Here is a 22,369-nt window from a genome sequence, read left to right as displayed (position 1 = left end):
TGCACTAAAAGTTGGGGAATATTAAATAAATCATTGGAGGTAAGTTTGGAAAGTAAAATACTTATCAAATGAAGATGAAGAAAATAATCGCAGAAATGGGAGGAATGCAATAACTCTACGTACTACAATTAATCTAGTTTATAGCATTACCCATGGTAATCCAAATAAGATTTTTTTCTCATAATCAAGTCATAGTAAATTGGAACAACTTTTCACATCTAACAAAAGCTCTGACTTTAGATTTAGGATTGAAATTAGTAAGTAGAATGATTACGTAATGCATATATTAGTGAAAGGAGGTACAACATGAGTAATATAGTTCATTCAAATAAAAACAATAAATGTGATAACTTTAGTGTAAGAGGACTACAAAGAGCCGTTGATAACATATTTGATAGCTTCTTTACAGGATGGGACTCAGAGCTTTCCAGAAGAGGTAGTAGTCTATTACCAGCTTGCGATTTTTATGAAACAAAAGAAAGCTATTGTCTCTCACTAGAGCTACCAGGTATTTCCAAAGAAAGCATAGACATTAGTATATCTAGCGACAGCTTAATAGTGAAGGGTGAAAAGACGTGTAATAACGAGTCAAAAGATAAGCAGTTTTACCATCGAGAAAGATACTATGGATCTTTCTATAGGTCTATTCAGCTTCCAGTAAATGTAGAGCAAGATAAAGTGTCTGCTAATTTTTCAGATGGAATATTGCACGTAACCATACCTAAGTCGGAGAAACATATCAAGAGAATTGATGTAAAGTAACCAGTAAGTAATAGCAGGCTTCTAGTTTGAGGCTTGCTACTTTAAATTATTATAGATGGAATGTAATAAAGTTCAATTATCTTTTCTAGATCTAAATTTTTGTCTTAGCGTATTTATTATACAGATAGTGTAAAGCCTTTGTTAAGCTTACATATTGTCAATAATCTATTAATAACTCTTATGGTATAATTGACTTTGAAGAAAGAGGGAGTATGAGTGAGGCAAATCCAATAGTTACATTGAAGGCTAAAATTAAAGAATTTGGTTTTAGTGAATTAAAGGCTGGTGAGAGCAATAAATCAGCAAACTCTGGTGAAACAATGTATTTCGATTTTCCAAGAATGAACTTTGTTATTAATGGAAAAATTATAGATACAGTTTTAACCTCTGCATTAATTGAAGGAGCTCAATATCGCAAAAGCAACCTTTTTAATAGTTATGATATATACAGTAGTGAAACCGCAAGAGAAAAACAAAGAGAAATAGATACAGATTATGGTAGAGCTTTTGTTGATTCAGTCCTCAAGGATCTTGAAAAGGAACTTGCACATAATGCGTTATGTGAATTATGGAAAAGTCACTGCAAAAATTCTGAAATTCCTGATTATCAGAAAACCACCTCATATGGGAAAGATTTTGAGAGATTTTACAATGCTGGAAGAGAGCATCTGCATCTATTACTAAAAGTAGGAGATGAGAATAAGAACTATCGCCCATTTGTAAAAGAAGTCTTTAAGGAAATGTTCCAATACGCAGAAGCAAGTGTTCCGAATGACCCTATTTTAGAAGAAATAATCACTAATTGTAACCAAGCGGGGTATGAATTTGCTGTAAGCATCCCTATTCTTGAAAGTTCACTCTTGGAATATGGATTAAAAGGGGAATATAGCAAGAATAAAACAATGTGTATTGATTGTGCTGATCCAATCAGTACAAAAGTAAAATCTGATATGTTAGTGTTCGTAACGAAGTTTGATAACCCAGGAGAAAAAATATGCGATCTATCGACTTCACTTGAATTTGTACTTGAGTCTCAAGATGGTAAAGATGGTGTAACCTATAAAGATGGCAAATTATTACTTACTATTCCTAAGGAACTAAAAAATTATAAAGGGGAAAGTAGAAACTTGTTTGATATTATTAAAGAATATTTTCAAAAATTCTGCGAAAAATTAGGATTTAAATTCGAGATAAAAACACAAAAAATAGAGCATGATTTGGACGATTCGCTGAAAGTAAATAGTCATCTTGAAAGCCTAAGACCACCTATTTGTAGTGATAATTATGCTCTTGGTCATTAAGTACTTTAAACCATAAGCTCAAGTTAGAGAGAATGGCACAAATGTTATTAAACAATAAAAGTTATAGTTGTATCTGGTTAGGGAATGTGAGAGCGTTCAAAGAAGCATACGCGTCAAGTTAAGGAAATAAAGGTATGAAGAAGATAGGATAACAAGGTATAAGTTCTCTCGGATATATTTTAGTGAGAGAACTAATGATGAATAAAATAACTTGCTTATCAAATTACCTCAACAAATTTTTCAATGAGAGAGCAAATGAAATATCAATTGAAACAGGATTTATAAAAAGGAAGAGAAAATTGAGTGGTTCATCATTCATAAAAGCTATAATTTTGGGTAATATAGGGGTTTCAAACTGCAGCATAGATACAATGTGCCAATTATTAAATGAAGAATCTGTGATAATAACGAAACAGGGTTTAGATTTCAGGTTTACTAAAGAAGCAGTAGAATTTATGAAGAGAATGTACAATGAATCTATGGCTTTATTTAAAAATACCCTGCAAATTGATTGTAGAATCTTGCAGCAATTTAAAAGCGTCGAGTTATTGGATAGTAGCTCTGCCTAACAGTATGAAAAATCTGTATAAAGGGTATGGTACTATAGTATTTTCTAAAATGAAGGGAATGTTCAAAAAAGTGTGTCAAACCGAGAAATAAAATATAATTGAGATAAAAATGGAGGTTTGACATGAGTCAAAGAATAGCAAATAGAACTACTGGTTTGGTAGATTATAAAGAATTAGAAACAAATATCTTGTCGTCTATACGAGAAGGTAGACCATTAATGGGAAAAGACGGTGCATTAACGCCATTTGTAAAAAGGCTACTTGAAGCAAGCTTGGAAGGTGAAATAGAACATCATTTATCTACTGAAAGCGAAGAAAACAATCGTAGAAACGGAAGGAATGGAAAAACTTTGAAGACAAGTGCAGGTTCATTTGAACTATTGACACCAAGAGACAGAGAGGGAAGTTTTGAACCACAGATAGTGAAAAAAAGGCAAACAAGCCTACATCCAGAACTTGAAACAAAGGTCTTGAACATGTTTGCAAGTGGTGTGGGATACAGAGATATAGCATCATATGTGGAAGAAATTTATGACCATAAAATATCTGCAGCAGAGATATCTGGAATTACAGATAAATTACTACCTATAATCAATGAATGGCGTAGTCGTCCACTGCAATCAGTGTATCCAATAGTATTTATGGATGGGATGTTTTTTAAGATAAAAGAAGACGGTCGCTGTGTAAGTAAGTGCATGTATAACATATTAGGAATAGACCAAAATGGCAGAAAAGAAGTACTGGGTTTTTACTTAGCAGAAAGCGAGGGAGCTAGCTTCTGGTTAGGCGTATTAAATGACTTGAAAGAGAGAGGAATAGAAGACATTTTGATAGCTTGTGTCGATGGCCTAAAAAGCTTTCCTGCAGCTATAAATAGCGTATTTCCTAATGTGGAAGTACAGCTATGTGTAGTACATCAAATAAGGAACTCTCTGAAATACGTATCGAGCAAAAGTTTTCATGAATGATTTGAAAAAAATATACCGTGCTACAAGTAAAGAAATTGCAGAAAATTATTTGCTTGAGCTAGAGGAAAAATGGGGCGAAAAGTATCCATTAGTTGTGAAATCTTGGCAGAACAATTGGGAAAGTTTATCTGGTGTATTAGATAGAACTTGATCTGACACTTTAAAAAAGTAAGTTATAAAATAATGAAAATAAGGAGTGTTAAAAATGAGTACAGTACAGACAAAAATATTAAAACCAAAGCTAGGATTATTAGAACTAGCAAAGCAACTAGGAAATGTATCTCAAGCATGCAAAGTGATGGGATACTCAAGAGATACATTTTATCGCTTTAAGGAGTTATATGAAAATGGAGGAGAGGAAGCATTACATGAAATAAGTAAGAAAAAATCGCTATTAGCGAACAGAGTTTCCGACGATATAGAAAGAGCAGTGATTAGTATAGCAACAGAATTTCCAGCATATGGACAAGAAAGAGCTGCAAATGAACTGAGAAAAAGAGGTATAATAATTTCTCAGGGAGGAGTAAGGTCTGTATGGCTCAGAAATGACCTTGAAACTCTCAAAAAGAGACTTAAAGCACTAGAGACAAAAGTAGCTCAAGACGGAATTGTTTTAACTGAAGAACAACTTGCAGCTTTAGAAAAAGTGAAAGAACAAAGGGAAGCTCATGGTGAAATTGAGACCAGGTTATTTGGGTTCTCAAGATACCTATTATGTGGGTAATATCAAAGGTATAGGGCGAATTTATCAGCAAACTTTTGTTGATACTTATTCTAGAGTTGCAATGGTTAAACTTTACACGGACAGAACAGCTATTACAGCTGCAGATCTTCTCAACGATAGAGTCATTCCATTTTTTGATGAGCAGAAAATTCCATTATTACGCATTTTAACTGATAGGGGTACGGAGTATTGTGGCAAGCTCGAAAATCACGCTTATCAGCTTTATTTGGGAATAGAAAACATTGATCATTCTAGAACTAAAGCCAACTCTCCACAGACTAATGGCATATGTGAAAGGTTTCATAGAACTATGCAAGATGAGTGTTACAATATCATCTTTAGAAAGAAAATCTATAGTTCTTTAGAAGATCTACAGATCGATGTTGATTATTGGTTGCGTTCTTACAACGAAACAAGAGCTCACTCGGGTAAATATTGCTATGGTAAAACACCTGTACAAACTTTTCTTGATAGCAAACATATTGCTTTTCAGAAAAATATTAGTAGCATTAAACAAGAGACTGATATTAGTTTTAACTACCTCAATTATCCTGTCAGTTAAGTCTTGTCTGTCAGGTCAAGTCTTGTCTTTTACACCTTATTTTTACGCGGCTTGTTCTCACAAATATACGATCTTTTTTGCAATTTTAGAAAGAGTCAATCATTGAATTTTTTGTGATGCTAAATGAGAGAACCTTTTTAAAATATTCTACCAATAAAAAAGCTTGTATCTCCTACCTAGTGCTCTCTCTTGCATACTTGAAAAAACCACTCAAAAAACTTATACACCAGCCCCACTACCTTTCCCAATTCCTGCACTTGCACCCTGACTTACATTCACATCATCCAAAGCAGTATCTGGATCGACTCCTATTCTTCTTAACATCTCTTCAAGTCTAGCTGCTCTTTGAGCCTCTTGTTCTGCCCTTTGAGCATTTTGTTCTGCCGTTTGCTCTGCCCTTTGTCTTGCTTGAGCTTCTTGTTCTGCCGTTTGCTCTGCCCTTTGTCTTGCTTGAGCTTCTTGTTCTGCCCTTTGAGCATTTTGTTCTGCCGTTTGCTCTGCCCTTTGTCTTGCCTGAATTGACTGTTCGATACTTTGTTCTGATGCTCTAATTCTAACTTCTATTTCTTCTATGCGCCTCCTTATATCATTTGATTCTTCTATTGCTTTTTTTGTTCTTTTCTTCTCTTTTTCAAAAAAGGTTTCTTTTTTCTCAAACTTTTTTTCAAGCAAATCTGTTAACTGATTTAGCGCAAAAACTGATATATTTCCTATTTCTCTCCTTTTTAGATTACCGCCGTTGTAATACTTACCTACCACCTCTTGTAACCCTTTGCAATTTTCCTTATTATAATAGTAATTTACCATAAGGTTTGCAAATTTGAATAATCCCTGACACGAGAGCTTTTTTATATACTCCTTACTTATTTCAGTAAATTCGGTTTCATCTGCTCCTAACACAAATTTCTGTTGCTCAAAAAAATCACTATTATCCCAACGGAAACAATTTTCTATATTCTCACACAATTTTACTATCAATTTGTAGTATGAATTTATCAAATCAGCATACTCCAATATTGGCTCTACAAATATTTCATCAGGTTGTACTTTATCTTTCTTATAACTCTTCAATATTTTGTATTGTGTTTCACCCTCTTTTAATAACTTACCCACTTCTAACTTTATTATCTCCAACTCTTTACAATTTTTACACTCCTTACTTAACGATTTTAGATTTTCTACCCAAATCTCTTCATAGAATTTTTGATACTCTTCATTACGTTGTTCAAATTTCTTTCTTATCCCTTTTGTTGAGTCAAGAATGTTTCTTGCTTCTCTTATAGACATTTCCTTATTAAGTATCTTTTTCACAAAACCTAAGTTATTTTTTAATGGCTTTATATAGTGTTCTCTTACTTCTTCCAAATATTGATTCCTTGATTCCATTAACCTTCCTTCTTCCCAATACGCTATATAATGCAACTTATTACATGCAGCTATATTGATTATCTTAAATAAATCTTGACCGCTATTAATTAGATTGACTGAAATTTCTCCAAATAATCTATATATGTAACCATACCCTTGCTTTTCTTTCATTACATAATCATGTACATTATTTAGTGCTTTCAGTATTGCATTAATTCTCTGTTGCATACTATTTGCATTTTGTATACCTGCTTGTACATCTGGATGATACTTTAATGACAGTCTCTTAATATCATTAATTCTATCCTTAGCATATCTATTGTGTTCTTCTTTACTCTTTTTACCCGCTTCTACATCTTTCAGGCTTATATCAAGATTCATTAGTAACCATTTTAATTCAAATGATTCCAGTGCTTCATTTAAAGTGGTATTAGAATCATTATCAATGTTATTACTTAAAATAACTGCCCTAATCAGACTACTAAACTTATCTGCTATTGCGAGCGTTCCTACTTCTGCAGTATTTCTACCAGCAAAATAAGAACATCCTGCAACTATCGCTCCTACCCCTAGTGTTACTCCTACACCTAATGCCGTAGCTCCTGCTCCTAATACTCTTTTTCCTATGTCTTTTCCAGTATCCAGCATACATCCCTCCTTTGTTAGCTGTTGATAATTATAAATATATCCATATTGAACAATATGCCATTGATGTACTATCACATTTGTAAATATGCTAAGCACTAACCTCTGCAAAAAAGAGTAGCTATCGTAATTTATCGCTCTTTCCCACTGTTCTTTAGTCAGCTCAACATCTTTTATTTTCTTACTCCATGGCCACCACCAATACACTTTCATTTCACCAAATGCTTCAAGTAACATCAGGCTTTCATTTTCTAATACTTCACCATCTTTATTCTTTTGTAGTAGTACCTTAGAATCAAAACCTTTTTGTTTGCATAAATGCTCAAATAAAGTAGGACCAAACTCCCACAAAAGTACCCGATATTTTCTATGTTCAGAAAAACGTCTAATTATATTGTTTTGCCATAAAGGTAAACTAACACTACCAAATGTATATTCAGGAAAAATTGGTTCCATTAACCTCTCTCAACTTCTGTGCTTGCACCTTGGCTTACATTTACATCATCCAAAGCAGTACCTGGATCGACTCCCATTCTTCTTAACATCTCTTCAAGTCTAGCTGCTCTTTGAGCCTCTTGTTCTGCCCTTTGAGCTTCTTGTTCTGCCGTTTGCTCTGCCCTTTGTCTTGCTTGAGCTTCTTGTTCTGCCGTTTGCTCTGCCCTTTGTCTTGCTTGAGTTTCTTGTTCTGCCCTTTGAGCATTTTGTTCTGCCGTTTGCTCTGCCCTTTGTCTTGCTTGAGCTTCTTGTTCTCTACTTTGCTCTGATGCTCTGTTGCTAGCTTCTGATTCTGCTAGTCTTATACTCACTTCATCTCTCTCTGCTTTTTCTACCTCTTCAAACTTGTTTTTTGACCATTCTCCTACATCTGTACGATAACCAGGTCCTGTTAATATTTCCTCCCATGCTGGACTCCAGGTTATTGTACGGGAAATATATCTACAAAACCTAGCAATATACATTGATTTAGGCAGGTCATTATAATCATATAAAAGCGTGAGAAAGTTCTTATACAACTTCTTCAGATATGGATTGTTAGATTTTCTTGCTTCCTCTTCTATCTCATTTATATAATCCACTATTACTCTATCACATCCTGTTCTTATTGCTAAGTAACCAACCTCAATACACTCATAAAGTTTGGCATATGCCTCTTCACGATCTTTTTCAGATGGTTCAGCTTTACCTACAAAAAATTCTAAAATTGAACCAAAAAATGAAGTATTACGAGTATTAATATTTTCTACGCAAGTTTTCAATAGACTCATAAACTCTCTTTCACCCTGACCACCTATCTCATTTAGTAATGGCACCTTCTCCCCACTTTTTACAAAAGACCCGTCTTCGGAAGGAGTTTCTGATACTATAGTATTTTCTAAAATGAATGATAAATTTCCATTATGGTATTACCAACCAAAAGTTGTAAGTCTGTACATTTATACATTAGAGGTCTGAGGCGGCTTTTGATGGTATGCCAACAGTGTTCTATGGGATTCAAATCTGGTGAATATGTTGGAAGATACAGCACATGACAGCCAAAAGACTCTATTAATGATTTTGTTTTAGTGGTCTTATGAAATGTAGCATTATCCATAACTATGGTTGTGCCAAGTGGCAATTTAGGTAATAACATCTTCTCCAACCATATATTGAATACCTCTTTGTCACACCCACCTTTGAAAGTCATTGGTGCAATAAATCTCATTCCAATCCACCCGGCTACTATACTGATTCTCTCTCGAGTTCTCCCTGGAATATCTGCATAAATTTTCTTTCCTCTTGGAGCACGTCCATATTCTCGGTATAACTTATTATCAACTCCTGCTTCATCTATATATAAGATGCTGGAATGGTCTATTTTTGAGATTTTATCAATAAACTCCTGCCTATCTTCTTGATTGCGTTCTTGATATAGTGTGACTTTTTTTTAAAGTAATTTTTAGCTGTTTTAGTCTATACCAAATTGAATTTATTCCAAATCCAAGATTTTGTTTCATCTCTGCCAGAGTATGATCTGGATTCTTTGTAACATATTCTTCGAGTATTTTTGGGTCTATTTTTCGAATAAAGCTACCGTTTTTAGATGGCTTTAGGCTTTCACCAGCAGCTTTCTTTTTTAACCAGCGGTACAGAGTTGCTATTCCTATCTCCATGAGCTCTGCTATCTCAACCTTTGTCTTGCCTTTTTCTATCATCAATACTGCCTTTTCCCTTAAATCCACACTATATGCCATTATAACTCAAATACTTTATTATACCTTTATCATTTACTTTAGGAAATACTATAGTTTAAGTAAATCTACTTCTTCCTTTCCTACAATCGAAAAATCAAATAGCAATTTATGAACCTTTCTCATTACTGTAAAAATCGATTTATCTATTAGAGCTTTATATTCTTCCCCCAATCCTTGCAACCTCTCCTTTATTGTAATTGATTGATTTGTGCTCGGATCTATAACACAACTTGCTAATAAAGATGCACCATTGACTATCAACACACTTATGATATGCATACTAGGTTGATCTTTATCAGCAGCATATTCCATATACTCTTTTAAAAGTTCATGCCTATTGTTTTTCTTGACCTGTTCCTTTATTCTTTCTTTTATTATTCCAATCTTTTGCCCCTTATCTCCTTCCATGTTGTTAAATTCTTGATATAAAGGATGATGTCCTTCCTCAATTGCAGCATTAAGTACGTTATCGATTAATTTATCATAGACTTCCTCAATAAACTCACCATTACGTATTCCATTCACTACTTCTTTACTAATACTGGTTAATATCGACCTTAATTTATTATCACCATTCCTTAAACCATCAAGCTTCTTTACTAGTGATTCATTACCTTCATATAAAAGACGAATTGCCTGACCATTTCTAATTCTCAACTGATATTCTTGAGTAATCTTTGTATACATATCACCATATACTTTATTATAATGATCGGATACATCTAACTTTAACACTGGCTGCAAAGCAAGATTGCTCTTAAATACTTCAGTAATTTCCTTTAAATACTTATTCCCTTCTGTATAATCATCGCCATCATAAGAATAAACAAATCTTCCTGCTGGATCAAACATGTCTTGCACGTTGAATACTTGATATTTATTTTCTACAGTTTCATGCCTAAAAGGCTTATATCTTTGCAGTATTTCCCGCTCCACATTTTCTAATTCTTTATTTACTTTTTCTACATCACCATTACTTGCTCTTACATCTAAAAGTTCATCAGGCTGTGCAATGTTACTTCTGGTCGGTAACCTGCCATGTATAAGACGGCCGAAGTTTTTGTCTAAAACTTGCTTTTGTGCAGCAATTATATTAATAGGCAATTGATATTTTAAAGTTTGAGTTATCCCAATAATTTTATAAGAAAGTATGGAGTGAGTAAGCCAATCTTCCCATAATTGACAATATTTAGTGCTCAATAATATCTGCAGTAACTTAGGATCATTTCTATCTATCGCTTCTTTTACCTGTTCACTAAATTGCTTATCAAAAAAACTCGGCATACTATCTCTCTAGCTATACAATAAGCATACTTTAACTATCATAAGGTTATCAGTCAATACCTTTTACATAATAATAAGACCATAAAATCTTTTTATCTGCTCACTCCACAGCATCGGTATTTCTCTCAAATCAACTAATTTCAAATTTCTTGGCTGCCTCCCATTTATAGCTCTTTTCATAATAGTCCAAACGAGGTAAAATAAGGTTTTATAGTAGTGAAGGTGAAGGTAAGTATGCCAGCAGCATATAGTTATGATTTAAGAAAAAAAGCAATGGAAGCACTAGAAGAAGGAGAAAGCAGGGAAACAGTGGCAGCAAGATTTAAAATTGGAAGAACTACGTTATGGGAGTGGCAGCAAAGAAGAAAAGAAACAGGAGATTTTCAGTCAAAAAAACTTGGAAATGGAGGTTATAATCACAAAATTACTGACTGGAATAAATTTACTGAATTTGCTAAAAAATATGGTGGTATCGGAAATGGCTAAGCTTTGGAGCAATGTTAGTATCCCAACGATCCATCGAGCTCTTAAAAAAATTGACGCAAAAAAAGACATATGGATACAAAGAAAGAAACGAAGAAAAACGCGCTGAATTTTTGAAAATTATAGCAACAAAAGAACCTCAAAACTTAGTGTATATAGATGAGTCTGGCATTGATAACACCGAGGACTACCCTTATGGATATTGCCAGAAGGGACAGCGGTTTTATGCTCTCAAATCTGGTAAAAAAATTCAACGAATCAGTATGATTGCAGCCTTAAACGGCAGAAAAATAGTTGTTCCGTTAACATTTGAAGGCCACTGTAATATGGATATCTTTAATAAATGGTTTGAACAGTTTCTGACACCGATTTTGAAACCTGGACAAACTTGATAATGCTACTTTTCATAAGTCTAATAAGATTTGCTAAAGGAGTTGGCGCAGAAATTTTATATCTACCGCCTTATTCTCCCGATTTTAACAAAATTGAGCATCATTGGTTTGCTATAAAAAACAGAGCTAGGAAAAACATCCCTCTATTCACATCTTTTCGTCATGCTGTTGATTCCGCTTTTCTATAAGCTTTTCGGACTATTATGAAAAGAGCTATACTATATCTTCTTTAATCTTTGGTGCTAAATAATTTCACCTTTTCTTTCCCTATTAAGAACTTCACAAACTCAAGATTTTCATGGTTATAACTGACAGCATGGTGCACAGCCATCTTCTCGACGTACATAATTAACATTAGCCCCTTTATCAAGTTGAGCTTCTACTCCACTGTGGTCTTTTCTCTTGACAGCATCAAGAAGTAATTCATTTCTTAGTAAATTTTCAACTTCTTCATGTCCTCCATCATTTGCAAGTTCCAATGGTGATCTATTATTGGAATTTTTAATATCAATTCTTGCTCCTTTTTCTATGAGAAATTCTACAGATGGTAAATGGCCTTCCTTGGCAGCATAGTAGACTGATCTGTAGTTTTAGAATTATTAATATTAGAATTATTAATAAATGATTCTTGTTGTTGCTTTTCTATTAGAAGCTTTACAATTCCTAGATATCCTTTATTGGTAGCATAATGCAAAGGAGTCCAATTGTTTTTACCTTTTGTACCAACTTCTACTCCCTTATTAAGAGAAAATTTTACAATATCGATATTTCAAAAATCAGCTGCAATATGAATAGGCTTGTTTTCGTCATTAGTTTTAGCGTTAAAACTTACACCTTTATTATTTACTAAAAATTTTGTTACTTCTAAGCTATCAAACTTAGCTGGATGGTGCACAGCCACCTTGACCAAAAAATCATCCCCCTATCGCGTTCTTATTATTATGCCTTATACGCTGTATTACACCTTCAGATATAGTCATTGCTAACCTCCAACATCCTTGCTAATAAACCCTCGCTAAAACTGCCGAAAAGACTTTATAAGTTAATATTCTAAATCTCAATATTTTATGGTGCAGGTTTTTATTTTTAAAACATTATACTTTGTGTAGGGTATAACTACACGCATCAAAGTGAAAGAAAAGCAAAATGATGAAGAAAATGAAAGTTTAAGTTTTCTTCAACGACTCAAGGAGAGAATTTATGCTTTAAAGCCTGTATTAGCAAGAGCCTTAATCACTAAATGAACAATGTCACGCAGAGTTTCATCCTCAATTTTTCTATATTCCCTCACTAGCCTTGATATTTCTTCGCTGCCTACATCGCTATGGAAGGCCTTATCATGTAAGTCTTCAGAGGCTTTGGTAAAAAAATACGACATATCAACCGATAGTACTTCTGCTAATTTATATAACCTATCAACTACAAGCCTAATCTCTCCGCTTTCATATCCTTGTACATGCTGAAATGAAATTTCAAGCTTTTTTCCTAAGTCTCTTTGACTAAAACCACACATTAGCCTTCTTTTCCTTATTCTTTCACCTATTTGTTTATCGATAGGATGTTGTATAGTCATTTTACGTATCAGGTAATATTAACTATGTATTATCACTTTGAGAAAAAGATTTTACCAATATATAAACTGCACTACGTAACCTTTTGCTCTTAATTTCGTTATATCCTTTGACTAACTTTAGTATTTCTTCATCATAAGCTTCATGTGAGTCAGTGTGCATATCAGTAAAAAAGTTAGCAACATCTATCGATAGTGCTTTTGCTAAATCATATAATCTACTGGCCAAAACACAATTTGAACCATTTTCGTACTTTTGTATCTGTCTATACGAAACACCTATTCTCTTTCCCAATTCGGTCTGTGTCAAAGCACGATCTAACCTAAGTTGTTTTATTTTTTTACCTAATTGCACTTTTCACCTCTTATTCAAATTTACAACAAATTTTATGAAGTGGAAAAAAAGCTAGCAAAGTAATTGCTTTAATAATTTCTGCCTCTCGCTAATTAAATCGTTTGGCCTTACGTATTTTTTCTCAATTTCCCTCATCTCTTTTTCTCGTTCTGCAATGCTATTTCGTATTACTTCAGCCGAGTATCTGCTTTTGCCACTTGCAAACTCTGATCTTAATCTTCTAACCTTGTATTCGAGCTCAGCAAATCTTTCGTGTTGCTCAAGAAGTTCTATCATATGACTAATTTCAGAGTTTAGCTTTTTTTCCTCAACATCTCTTACAATAAAAGAAAGTAGAAGCTTATCTATTTGGTAATCAATATTTGGTTGAGCAGCAAATAGATCAATTATGGCTTTTACGTCAGTAGGATTTGTAACTAGTAAGTTAAAATTACTACATAAAAAACTATAGAACTTTATCGTCTTCTCAAGATAATTTTTCATATCTTGTGATAATTGCAATTCTTTGTGAATTCCTGACAGCAATATTTTCAATTCTTCCAAGTATTTCGTGTCAAAATTACTTACTTCTGTAGGTGAAAGGATCATTAGCAGCTTTTTTACAAGCTCAACATCATTTAACTTTACTGCATTATAAAGAGCTTTTTCTTTATCTTCTTTTAAATCATAAAGCTCTGATGAGTTATCTATGCTGAATAGATATTCAGTATTTCCTTGAGGAGAGTAGATTAAAATGTCCACTTCTCTTAGCGGGTGATCATCATTAAACTTTTCTAGTAACTGCTTATCGGTAGTTTCCTCTATTGCTACAACTGCTTTGCTTACCTCTTTCAACTTTGCAATATCATCTCTTGAGTTTTCAAGTATATCTTTAGCCTTGTCTAGCAGCTGCTCATATAGAACTATTTTTTCTTCATCATCAAGTAGCTGACAATGCTTTTTCAGCTTTTCAGTAGAGTAAGATAGGATATCCATTTTTTTCAATTTTACGATTACGATACCCCATTTTTGTTGAAACTGAAATAATTTTTATAGGATGTGTTTTTCTAGTGTAGATGCCCGCAAAACTTGTTATTATAATATACAGTAAATCAATAAGTCGTATAATATTAACAATTAAATAATATTTATCACGATATGATTGAATGTTAATAAGATTAAGTGAGGGTTACAATGAAAAAAATAAATGGTAAAAAATTGTCTAGTAAAATGTTAAAAGCGGTAGAGCGAATAGCAAAAGAAGGGTTATTACCTAATTTTATAAAAGCTGCTCCAACAGCGAATAAAAAGATTAGTAAATTACCTGTCTTAACATATCCTGAGGAGCTCAATCCATTTCGATCAGCTTTATGCAAGATAAGGCTAAGTGAATATGAAAATGTGAAATTAAATGAATTCTTGGAAAAAGCTATTGCAGCTGAAAATCTAGACAAATTAAGTAAAATCGTCGATGAAGCTTTGGATTTAGGAATAAGAGTAAACGCTCGCAACGAAGATGGCTTTAGCTTCACTAACGTTACAATGTTTAAGATGTATCGTGATGAATTCAAAGAAAATAAACAAGAAGATATAATCAGAAAGTTAGCCTTACATGGAGCAGATTTTAATGTACAAGTTGATAAGAAAATAGCTGAAATGTATCAAAAAGTGCAAAAAGAAATTGAGCCACAAATATATAGTAGGCTCAAGAAACTTAGGGAAGTTGGAGAAGACGCTACTATAGAAGGAACTGTTGAAGATGTAGAAATCGATAATAAGACCTTCTATATTGAATTTTCACATAGCTGCATAGTTGATGTTGCCAAAGTTGTAGAAGGTGCAAAAAATTTGGGCTTAAGTAAAGGAGACTTAAACCTTGGCGGTAGTATCATAAAAATAGGTGATGGTGAAGTTGAGGTCAAAACTGGGAAAGACGGTAAAAGAAATTACGTAGATATATCCGATAACAGCGCTTTTACAGTAACACTTTGCACTAGCCTAGGAGAGCTAAATTTAATGGTATATCATGACACAGAAGACTATCATCAAGTACAAGTTGAAGTAGAAGATGAAGAAATGTGGAACGAGTTGCAAGAAATAGGAGAAATCGTAGGAAAGGGTTGTTTATTTGGTGGAATGTCTGTTAAAGAAGTAGTGGAAAAAGGCAGCTTTACTAGATGTGGAAGGTGGGGCGACCAAAATTCTAAAAGTAGTGAGACCTTTTCTTGGGTGAGCAAATTAAAAGATACCAAAACGACATCTGTAGGACGTTCTTGATTGGTGGCTATGTTTTACATAGCCATAATTATTGCAAAGTAAAGTAGTTTTTGAAATTTAATTAAGATTACCATAAAAAATTTACCTTAATTAGTATTGCTTGTAGAAGTGTTTTATATTATAAAAAATACCTAAACTTTAAAATTTGTACTATTTGTTAGCAAGAGCCTTTATCACTGAATGCACAATATCACGCAATGTTTCATCTTTAATTTTTCTATATTCTCTTACTAATCTTGATATTTCTTCGCTGCCTACATCGCTGTGAAAGGCCTTATCATGCAAGTCCTCAGAGGCTTTGGTAAAAAAATATGACATATCAACGGACAAAGCTTCTGCTAATTTATATAACCTATCAACTATAAGTCTAACTTCTCCAGTTTCATATCCTTGTATGTGCTGAAATGAAATTTCAAGCTTTTTTCCTAAGTCTCTTTGGCTAAAACCACACATTAGCCTTCTTTTCCTTATTCTTTCACCTATTTGCTTATCGATAGGATGTTGTATGGTCATTTTACGTATCAGACAATATTACCTATGTATTATCACTTTGAGAAAAAGATTTTACCAATATATAAACTACACTACGTAACCTTTTGCTCTTAATTTCGTTATATCCTTTGACTAGTTTTAGTATTTCTTCATCGTAAGTTTCATGTAAGCCGGTATGCACATCAGTAAAAAAATCAGCGACATTAACCGATAGAGCTTTTGCTAAGTCATATAGTCTACTGGCTAAAATGTAATTTGAACCATTTTCGTACCTTTGTATCTGCCTATACGAAACGCCTATTCTATTTCCTAACTCAGTTTGCGTTAAACCACAGTATAACCTAAGTTCCTTTATTTTTTTACCTAATTCCACCTTTCACTACTAATTCTAGCTGTTCAAGCTTATATTGAATTTTTTAATTTATGAAGTGAAAAAAAGAAGGAAAGTTGGAGAACTTTCCTTCCGGTCTACAGATTACAATAAACCACTATCATAAAAACTAAAGTGGCTCTTCTGTGTTACGATTATATGGTCTATCAATTTCATTCCTACATTTTCGCAGGTTGCAGCTAATGTAAGTGTGTTATCCTCATCCTCTTTTGATGGTTCTATATCTCCACTTGGATGATTATGTGAAATTGCAACAGATGCTGCATCAATCAGTAATCCCTGTTTTATTATTTCCCTGACATACAGAGGTACTCTGTCTATAGTTCCACAGTCTTGAATATACTCATATATTAAATGACCACTTCGATCTAAGTATACCACTCGTAAGCTTTCCTTTCTTGACTGCCCTATTGCTGCTTTAAAGTATTTTAGTAGCTCTTCTCTATTATCAAGAATCGACAGCTTTTTTAACTTACCTTTCAATATCCTATCGAAAATCTCTTTCAGACAAAAGATACTTGCTATTGCTCCATCGTTCATTCCTGTAACATTTTTTAGCTCATGAAAATCAGCATTAATTACCCTTCCTAAACTACTAAAAAGCTCCATTAGCCTTTTGGCGACTTCTCTTCCTTCTGTACACGCGGATAGATTACGTTCCAGTAGCTCATGGTCAAGTAAAGACCTACCTCTACTTGATAGAATACGAGTTTCTAATTTCTCTTTTCTCTCACTATTATTCATAAAAACCTCCAAGATCAACATTATATACAAATTCAGCGCCAGCTTTCTGACGCAGTAGTTCTCGAGGAATTACCCTTTTGAACTCTAAATTTGCAATGTTGTCCTTGTTGCTTTAAAAGCTGGAATACCATTTGCCATATGAATTTGTGCATTGACATTTACTGTGCTAATTCCCTGAAGCGCAACGGTATTTATATTTGCAATCATAATATATTATATAAAATTGTTAATATAATATATTAAAGAAGCGATGAAGTAAAGGCTACAGCAATTAAAGATGGCTTAACTTAGCAAAAAAGTGTAGTATTCTATCACTTTGCTGATTACAAATGTTTATAAGGATAATCACTTTTTTCTTACTATATTCAAGTACGGCTTTTTGTAGTGATTGTAATTTTAATTTACCATACTGTGGGCTCAGTTGTAATCTAGATCTATCATATAGAAATTTAAGTAATATAAAAAAATTATTGAATAACGACGATAAGTTTGTTGCGCTTACGTTTGATGATGGACCTTCCAACAATAGAATAAACGATATTATTAATGTTCTGGAAAGCTATGAAGCAAAAGCAACATTTTTTGTGCTTGGTGAACGTATAAATGAAAAAACGTCTGAAATAGTAAAGAAAATTCATGAATCAGGTCATGAGTTAGGCAATCACTCTTGGTCGCATAGGAAGTTGACATCACTTTCAAGTGAGGAACAATTGCAAGAATTGGAAAAGACAAATACAGCAATTAAAAATGCAATAAAACAAGATGTAAAATGGTTTCGTCCGCCATATGGATGTTATGACGATAATCTGATTGAAAATACTGATCAATTAAATATGTATTCAATATTATGGACAGTTGATTCGCTAGATTGGCAAGGTGATAAGCCAGAAACTTTAGTTGAAAGAGTTTTAAGTAATGTACATAATGGAGCAGTTATACTGTTTCATGATCACAATAACAGGTCAAACACAATTGAAGCTTTACCTCATATTATTAAAATACTAAAAAAATCAGATTATAAGTTTGTGACCTTAAGTGAGTGGGAAAAAAGGGTTTGTAATACGGTAAAAGCCAGAAGTGTAACAATAAAAGAGGGGAAAAAAGTGTGTTTTGAAGGAATGTTATGTGGACAAAAAACAAAGTCTTTAACCGCAGAGCATTCATATTAGGTGGTATTCAGCTTACCATTTCTGCGGTTTTTAGTTGCAGGTTATATAATTTACAAATACGAAACAGACAAAAGTACGAAGCACTATCTAATAGTAATAGAATAAGAGTTGCTACTATTATGCCTAAGCGGGGCAAAATTTTAGATAGGAATAGCATTGAACTTGCGGTAAACAAAATTTCGTATGTTGTTTTGTTTGATGGTTCTGGTAAGGAAGTTGATTTGCAGACATTATCAGAAGTCGAGTCTAAAATAGCAAAATCGTCAGAAAAAATAACTGCTCTTTATAAACGTTATTACCCGTTTGGTTCAATGTGTTCTCATGTAATCGGATATACAAAAAGACAGCAAGGCATAAGCGAAGTAGGAATCAGCGGTATTGAATATACATATGATCATATATTGAAAGGCAAGTCAGGAAAATCTGAGCAGGAAATAAATTCTAAAAAACGCGTCATAAAAGAATTATCAAGCATACCACAACAAGACGGACAAGATGTACAACTGACAATTGAGATTAATCTGCAAGAGAAAACCGCAGAGGTATTTAAAGATCACCAAGGCTCCGCAGTGGTAATTGATGTAAATAATGGAGAAATTTTAGCATTATATAATTCACCTTCTTACGATAATAATCTTTTTGCTAGCAGGCTATCAAATGAGACTTGGGAAAACTTGAATGCTCCTTCATTACCGCTTGTGAATCGTGCGTTATCATATCAAATTCCACCTGGTTCAATATTTAAAGTAATAGTTGCGCTTGCGGGTTTAAAAGACGGGATAATAACACCAGAAGAGAAATTCTCGTGCAAGGGCTATATGAAAATAGGTGAGCGGAAATTTCGTTGTCTGAAAAGCAAAGTCCATGGGTATGTATCTTTAAATGAGGCAATGGCATTATCATGCAACACTTACTTTTATAATATAGGGAAAAAAATAAGTGTAGACTCTCTAGTAGAAATGGCCAGAAAATTTGGTATTGGAAGTGGGCCACTGATTGGAACGTTTAAAGAAGAAGCTCCAGGGTTGTTGCCAGATAGAGATTGGCGTACACGAAAGCTATATTCGCAGTGGTATTTAGGTGACACTATCAACTTAGTTATAGGACAAGGGTATATGCTTACAACACCACTACAGCTTGCAGTTCTTGCAGCGAGGATTGCAACAGGAAAAGAGGTAATTCCCCACATTGAGATGAGTAAAACGATACAAGATTTTCCCGATATTGATGTGGATTGTGAGCATCTTAGCATAGTTCGAAAAGCTATGTTTGATGTGGTGAATTCTAAAACTGGAACCTATAAGAAAGGGCTAAGCGGTATACAAATTGCTGGCAAAACCGGTACACCAGAAATAAACTCTAAGGGCGAAAGTCATAAGTTATTTATCGCCTATGGCCCTTACCATAACCCGCGCTATGCAATCTCTGTGTTTATAGAACACGGCAAAGCCCCACGCCAAGATGTTGCAATTGCTAATGAGATATTTCAGTATATGCTTGAAACTATGAGTATTAAACTTCTTGCATAACCATATAACAAACTTTTATTGGGAATAGAAACGAAAAAACTTACTTGACACCCTTCGCCAGCGCCCTTATCATGATAGTGAAGCTATTGTATTTGCTTTCGCCAATCTGCAGATTAAAAGGTAAGGATTACTTAATGTATCGGCGTCTTATGTTCAATTTTTTGCAGTATATAGATACTGTATGTCTTTACAAAACTTCATCTACATCTAGATTTTTATCTAAATAAGCTGAACGCGCTTATAAAGCGTTACAAGACATCAAAAAATGCCAATACTCGACAGAGATAGTAAAAGACTAGCTAACTCGGGGATTCTTTGTCTTTTTTTCTGCTTAGTAAATTTCTTAAACATTTGCAGCGTAAGTTAGTTGCAATTAAAAGCGGCTGAATCTCGCTTGTCAAGCGTTTAAAACATAAAAAACGCCAATATTTTAAAGCGGATAATAACCCCAGGGTTTCTTTTGCCTTTTTTTTCATTTGGTAAATTTCTTAATATTTATAGCTAAACAACAACCGTCATCCCGCTACGTGTTAGCGGGATCTATGCTTTGAGATACCGCGAATGAATCGCGGTATGACGGTGTAGATGATGGTTAAGTAATTCGTCATCCCGCTGCTTGTTAGCGGGATCTATGTTAAGGTATAGTAGGGGATCTATGCTTTGAGATACCGCGAATGAATCGCGGTATGACGGTGTAGATGATGGTTAAGTAATTCGTCATCCCGCTGCTTGTTAGCGGGATCTCTTGTTAGCGCCGCGGCGGTATGACGTAGGATTGTTGTCATTCCGCTACTTGTTAGCGGCTGAGATACCGCGGCGGTATGACGGTTCGCGGCGGCATAGTAATTCATCATCCCGCTGCTTGTTAGCGGGATCTAGAGATACCGCGACGTCTCACCTATAGCCTTCAGTGCTCCTTTTTTTGTCATCCCAGCGTCACGCGTTGGTTTCAACATTATATCATGAACTTTCTAAAATTCATTGAACTGTGCTTTCAAACGGTAGTGCCGGGGTGTGAGTATAACGATTATCAGTATATAAAAGTCATAGCAGATAGGCTGGAAGCAGCGAGCGCTGGTGAAGTGAAACGAATAATATTCAATATGCCTCCGCGCTCGATGAAGTCCATGTGCATAAGCGTTGCGTGGCCCGCATGGATACTGGGAAACCAACCAACTGCGAGAATAATAGTTGCAAGTTATTCTCAGCGGCTCAGCGAAAAGCACTCGCTCGACACCAGGTGCGTGATGCAGTCTAGTTGGTATAGAGCGCTATTTCCAGAGATAGAACTATCCAAAGACCAGAATACCAAATATAAATTTCAAACAGTGCAGAGAGGATACAGAATCGCAACATCAGTTGGTGGAACACTAACTGGTGAAGGTGGTGATTTTATCATTGTGGACGATCCGCTCAGTTCTGCTCAAGCTTTGAGTGAAACGCTTAGAAAGCGTGCCACAAACTGGTTTGATCAGACTTTAGTAACCAGGCTGAACGATAGAAAAAAAGGAGTCATCGTTCTTGTAATGCACAGGCTACACCAGGAGGACTTAACTGGACACCTTCTCTCCAAGCCAAAAAACATATGGCATCATATTTGTTTGCCAATGATTTCTGAAAATAAGCAGGTTATTTATTCAATCAAAAAGCCAATACCTCCCGTTCCTATCATCCGAGTAGCTCAGCACTGTGCGACCAGGCGATTATATAATAAACCAGCGTCACCTGTAAGGATATTATATTCAAGAGAAGAAGGTCAGTTGTTATATCCCCTCGATGGAGGAAAAGAAGAAGTTGAGATAATAAAAGCTGAACTTGGGAGTTACGCTTTTGCTGCTCAATATCAACAAAACCCTCTGCCGCTTTCAAGTGGTATAATTAAACCAGAGTGGTTGAAACGCTATAAAAAATTTCCTGATAACCTCTCGCATATAACACAAAGTTGGGATACTGCGGTTTCAACAAGTAACATGAGCAACTTTAGTGTCTGCACCACCTGGGCAAAAATAGATAATAAATTCTATTTACTCGACGTATATCGCGCAAAGCTTGAGTATCCAAAGCTTAAAGAACAAGTTTTATCACTAGCTGCAAGATGGTCACCACACGCGATTTTGATCGAAGCCAAAACAAGTGGTCAGCAATTAGCACAAGAGCTGAAGGCAAACAGTCATTTGCCCATTATCGAAATAGTGCCACATGATGGTAAGCTCGCTCGATTCCACCGGATTGCTCCGATGATAGAGTCTGGCAGGATTATTTTGCCGCATCAAGCAGTATGGCTAAATGATTTTGAGTATGAAATTTTAATGTTTCCAGAAACGCGCCACGATGATCAAGTAGATAGTACCGTGCAATATCTCCAGTGGGTGAGAAACAGTACCTCCAGGGTTGCAGCTATACGAGCATTGTGATTTGAGTCTACCAGTACTGGGATGACAGCTAGGAGACAACCGTCATCCCGCTGCTTGTTAGCGGGATCTAGAGATACCGCGAATGAATCGCGGTATGACGGTTCGTGGTGGTATGACAGTTCGTGGCGGTATGACGGTTCGCGGCAGCATGACGATAAGC

19 protein-coding genes and 5 pseudogenes are annotated in these 22,369 nt (G+C 34.7%); 10 read left to right on the top strand and 14 right to left on the bottom strand.

Features of this window, described 5'->3' with window-relative positions; all coding sequences use genetic code 11:
- Positions 1–306 precede the first annotated feature (306 nt).
- From ABWU32_RS06255 to ABWU32_RS06235, 5 genes and pseudogenes are all read left to right on the top strand, one after another.
- Positions 307–762 (top strand): Hsp20/alpha crystallin family protein, encoded by a 456-nt coding sequence (locus tag ABWU32_RS06255; RefSeq protein ID WP_007549102.1) that lies wholly within the window; start codon positions 307–309, stop codon positions 760–762.
- A gap of 212 nt (positions 763–974) precedes the next feature.
- Positions 975–2,063 (top strand): hypothetical protein, encoded by a 1,089-nt coding sequence (locus ABWU32_RS06250; RefSeq protein ID WP_353278574.1) that lies wholly within the window; start codon positions 975–977, stop codon positions 2,061–2,063.
- A gap of 197 nt (positions 2,064–2,260) precedes the next feature.
- Positions 2,261–2,666: pseudogene (locus ABWU32_RS06245) on the top strand (IS4 family transposase); the annotation flags it as partial.
- Positions 2,667–2,754: 88 nt separating this feature from the next.
- Positions 2,755–3,733, top strand: a pseudogene (locus ABWU32_RS06240) (IS256 family transposase); the annotation flags it as partial.
- A 72-nt stretch (positions 3,734–3,805) separates the two neighbouring features.
- A pseudogene (locus ABWU32_RS06235) lies at positions 3,806–4,886 on the top strand (IS481 family transposase).
- A gap of 219 nt (positions 4,887–5,105) precedes the next feature.
- Here ABWU32_RS06235 and ABWU32_RS06230 read toward each other — a convergent pair.
- The 5 genes from ABWU32_RS06230 to ABWU32_RS06210 all read right to left on the bottom strand — a co-directional run bounded on the left by ABWU32_RS06230 (position 5,106) and on the right by ABWU32_RS06210 (position 10,414).
- Positions 5,106–7,355 carry a hypothetical protein gene (locus tag ABWU32_RS06230; RefSeq protein WP_353278572.1) on the bottom strand — a complete coding sequence of 750 codons (2,250 nt, stop codon included), beginning with the start codon at positions 7,353–7,355 and terminating at the stop codon, positions 5,106–5,108.
- Positions 7,355–8,209: a cell envelope integrity protein TolA gene (locus ABWU32_RS06225; protein WP_353278570.1), complete on the bottom strand. Its 855-nt coding sequence runs from the start codon at positions 8,207–8,209 to the stop codon at positions 7,355–7,357. The genes ABWU32_RS06230 and ABWU32_RS06225 overlap by 1 nt, the downstream gene beginning before the upstream one ends.
- 62 nt (positions 8,210–8,271) lie before the next feature.
- Complete coding sequence (locus ABWU32_RS06220; RefSeq protein WP_252154099.1) at positions 8,272–8,754, bottom strand: IS630 family transposase; 483 nt, start codon at positions 8,752–8,754, stop codon at positions 8,272–8,274.
- Between the two features lie 28 nt (positions 8,755–8,782).
- Positions 8,783–9,130, bottom strand: coding sequence for an IS630 transposase-related protein (locus ABWU32_RS06215; RefSeq protein WP_353278568.1), 348 nt, complete (start codon positions 9,128–9,130; stop codon positions 8,783–8,785).
- A 48-nt stretch (positions 9,131–9,178) separates the two neighbouring features.
- Positions 9,179–10,414 carry a hypothetical protein gene (locus tag ABWU32_RS06210; RefSeq protein WP_353278566.1) on the bottom strand — a complete coding sequence of 412 codons (1,236 nt, stop codon included), beginning with the start codon at positions 10,412–10,414 and terminating at the stop codon, positions 9,179–9,181.
- A gap of 234 nt (positions 10,415–10,648) precedes the next feature.
- Here ABWU32_RS06210 and ABWU32_RS06205 point away from each other — a divergent pair.
- Positions 10,649–11,477: pseudogene (locus ABWU32_RS06205) on the top strand (IS630 family transposase).
- A 114-nt stretch (positions 11,478–11,591) separates the two neighbouring features.
- Here the strand turns inward: ABWU32_RS06205 and ABWU32_RS06200 are convergent.
- The 6 genes and pseudogenes from ABWU32_RS06200 to ABWU32_RS06175 all read right to left on the bottom strand — a co-directional run.
- Positions 11,592–11,852: pseudogene (locus ABWU32_RS06200) on the bottom strand (hypothetical protein); the annotation flags it as partial.
- On the bottom strand, positions 11,828–12,049 hold the full coding sequence (locus ABWU32_RS06195) for an ankyrin repeat domain-containing protein (protein ID WP_353278965.1): 222 nt from the start codon (positions 12,047–12,049) through the stop codon (positions 11,828–11,830). The gene ABWU32_RS06195 and the pseudogene ABWU32_RS06200, both read right to left, overlap by 25 nt.
- Before the next feature lie 9 nt (positions 12,050–12,058).
- On the bottom strand, positions 12,059–12,190 hold the full coding sequence (locus ABWU32_RS06190) for an ankyrin repeat domain-containing protein (protein WP_007551899.1): 132 nt from the start codon (positions 12,188–12,190) through the stop codon (positions 12,059–12,061).
- A 297-nt stretch (positions 12,191–12,487) separates the two neighbouring features.
- Positions 12,488–12,862, bottom strand: coding sequence for a helix-turn-helix domain-containing protein (locus ABWU32_RS06185; RefSeq protein ID WP_007549999.1), 375 nt, complete (start codon positions 12,860–12,862; stop codon positions 12,488–12,490).
- A 22-nt stretch (positions 12,863–12,884) separates the two neighbouring features.
- Positions 12,885–13,214, bottom strand: coding sequence for a helix-turn-helix domain-containing protein (locus ABWU32_RS06180; protein ID WP_007549995.1), 330 nt, complete (start codon positions 13,212–13,214; stop codon positions 12,885–12,887).
- 51 nt (positions 13,215–13,265) lie between these two features.
- Positions 13,266–14,189 carry a hypothetical protein gene (locus ABWU32_RS06175; RefSeq protein WP_012673225.1) on the bottom strand — a complete coding sequence of 308 codons (924 nt, stop codon included), beginning with the start codon at positions 14,187–14,189 and terminating at the stop codon, positions 13,266–13,268.
- Positions 14,190–14,387: 198 nt separating this feature from the next.
- On the opposite strand from ABWU32_RS06175, the gene ABWU32_RS06170 reads away from it, so the two are divergent.
- Positions 14,388–15,470, top strand: a complete 1,083-nt coding sequence (locus ABWU32_RS06170; RefSeq protein WP_012673224.1) for a hypothetical protein — start codon at positions 14,388–14,390, stop codon at positions 15,468–15,470.
- Between the two features lie 150 nt (positions 15,471–15,620).
- On the opposite strand, the gene ABWU32_RS06165 is transcribed toward ABWU32_RS06170, so the two are convergent.
- The 3 genes from ABWU32_RS06165 to ABWU32_RS06155 all read right to left on the bottom strand — a co-directional run bounded on the left by ABWU32_RS06165 (position 15,621) and on the right by ABWU32_RS06155 (position 17,097).
- Entirely contained in the window at positions 15,621–15,983 is a 363-nt protein-coding gene (locus tag ABWU32_RS06165; protein WP_191110956.1) for a helix-turn-helix domain-containing protein, read from the bottom strand.
- Between the two features lie 22 nt (positions 15,984–16,005).
- The gene (locus ABWU32_RS06160) at positions 16,006–16,335 is read right to left on the bottom strand and encodes a helix-turn-helix domain-containing protein (protein ID WP_191110957.1); all 330 of its coding nucleotides are present in this window, start codon (positions 16,333–16,335) and stop codon (positions 16,006–16,008) included.
- Positions 16,336–16,437: 102 nt separating this feature from the next.
- A complete protein-coding gene (locus ABWU32_RS06155; protein WP_143689033.1) occupies positions 16,438–17,097 on the bottom strand; it encodes a RadC family protein in 660 nt (219 codons plus the stop codon).
- Between the two features lie 329 nt (positions 17,098–17,426).
- Between ABWU32_RS06155 and ABWU32_RS06150 the strand changes: the two genes are divergently transcribed.
- From ABWU32_RS06150 to terL, 3 genes are all read left to right on the top strand, one after another.
- Positions 17,427–18,266, top strand: a complete 840-nt coding sequence (locus ABWU32_RS06150; RefSeq protein WP_015589168.1) for a polysaccharide deacetylase family protein — start codon at positions 17,427–17,429, stop codon at positions 18,264–18,266.
- Positions 18,221–19,795 carry a penicillin-binding transpeptidase domain-containing protein gene (locus ABWU32_RS06145; protein ID WP_015589167.1) on the top strand — a complete coding sequence of 525 codons (1,575 nt, stop codon included), beginning with the start codon at positions 18,221–18,223 and terminating at the stop codon, positions 19,793–19,795. The genes ABWU32_RS06150 and ABWU32_RS06145 overlap by 46 nt, the downstream gene beginning before the upstream one ends.
- Positions 19,796–20,757: 962 nt before the next feature.
- Complete coding sequence (gene terL, locus ABWU32_RS06140; protein WP_353278563.1) at positions 20,758–22,209, top strand: phage terminase large subunit; 1,452 nt, start codon at positions 20,758–20,760, stop codon at positions 22,207–22,209.
- The last annotated feature ends 160 nt before the right edge of the window (positions 22,210–22,369 follow it).

Source organism: Wolbachia endosymbiont (group A) of Udea olivalis (genome assembly GCF_964028365.1).
Lineage (GTDB): Bacteria > Pseudomonadota > Alphaproteobacteria > Rickettsiales > Anaplasmataceae > Wolbachia > Wolbachia pipientis.
Note: the sequence above shows the minus strand (reverse complement) of the source record. Positions and strands in the feature narration are given on the sequence as shown.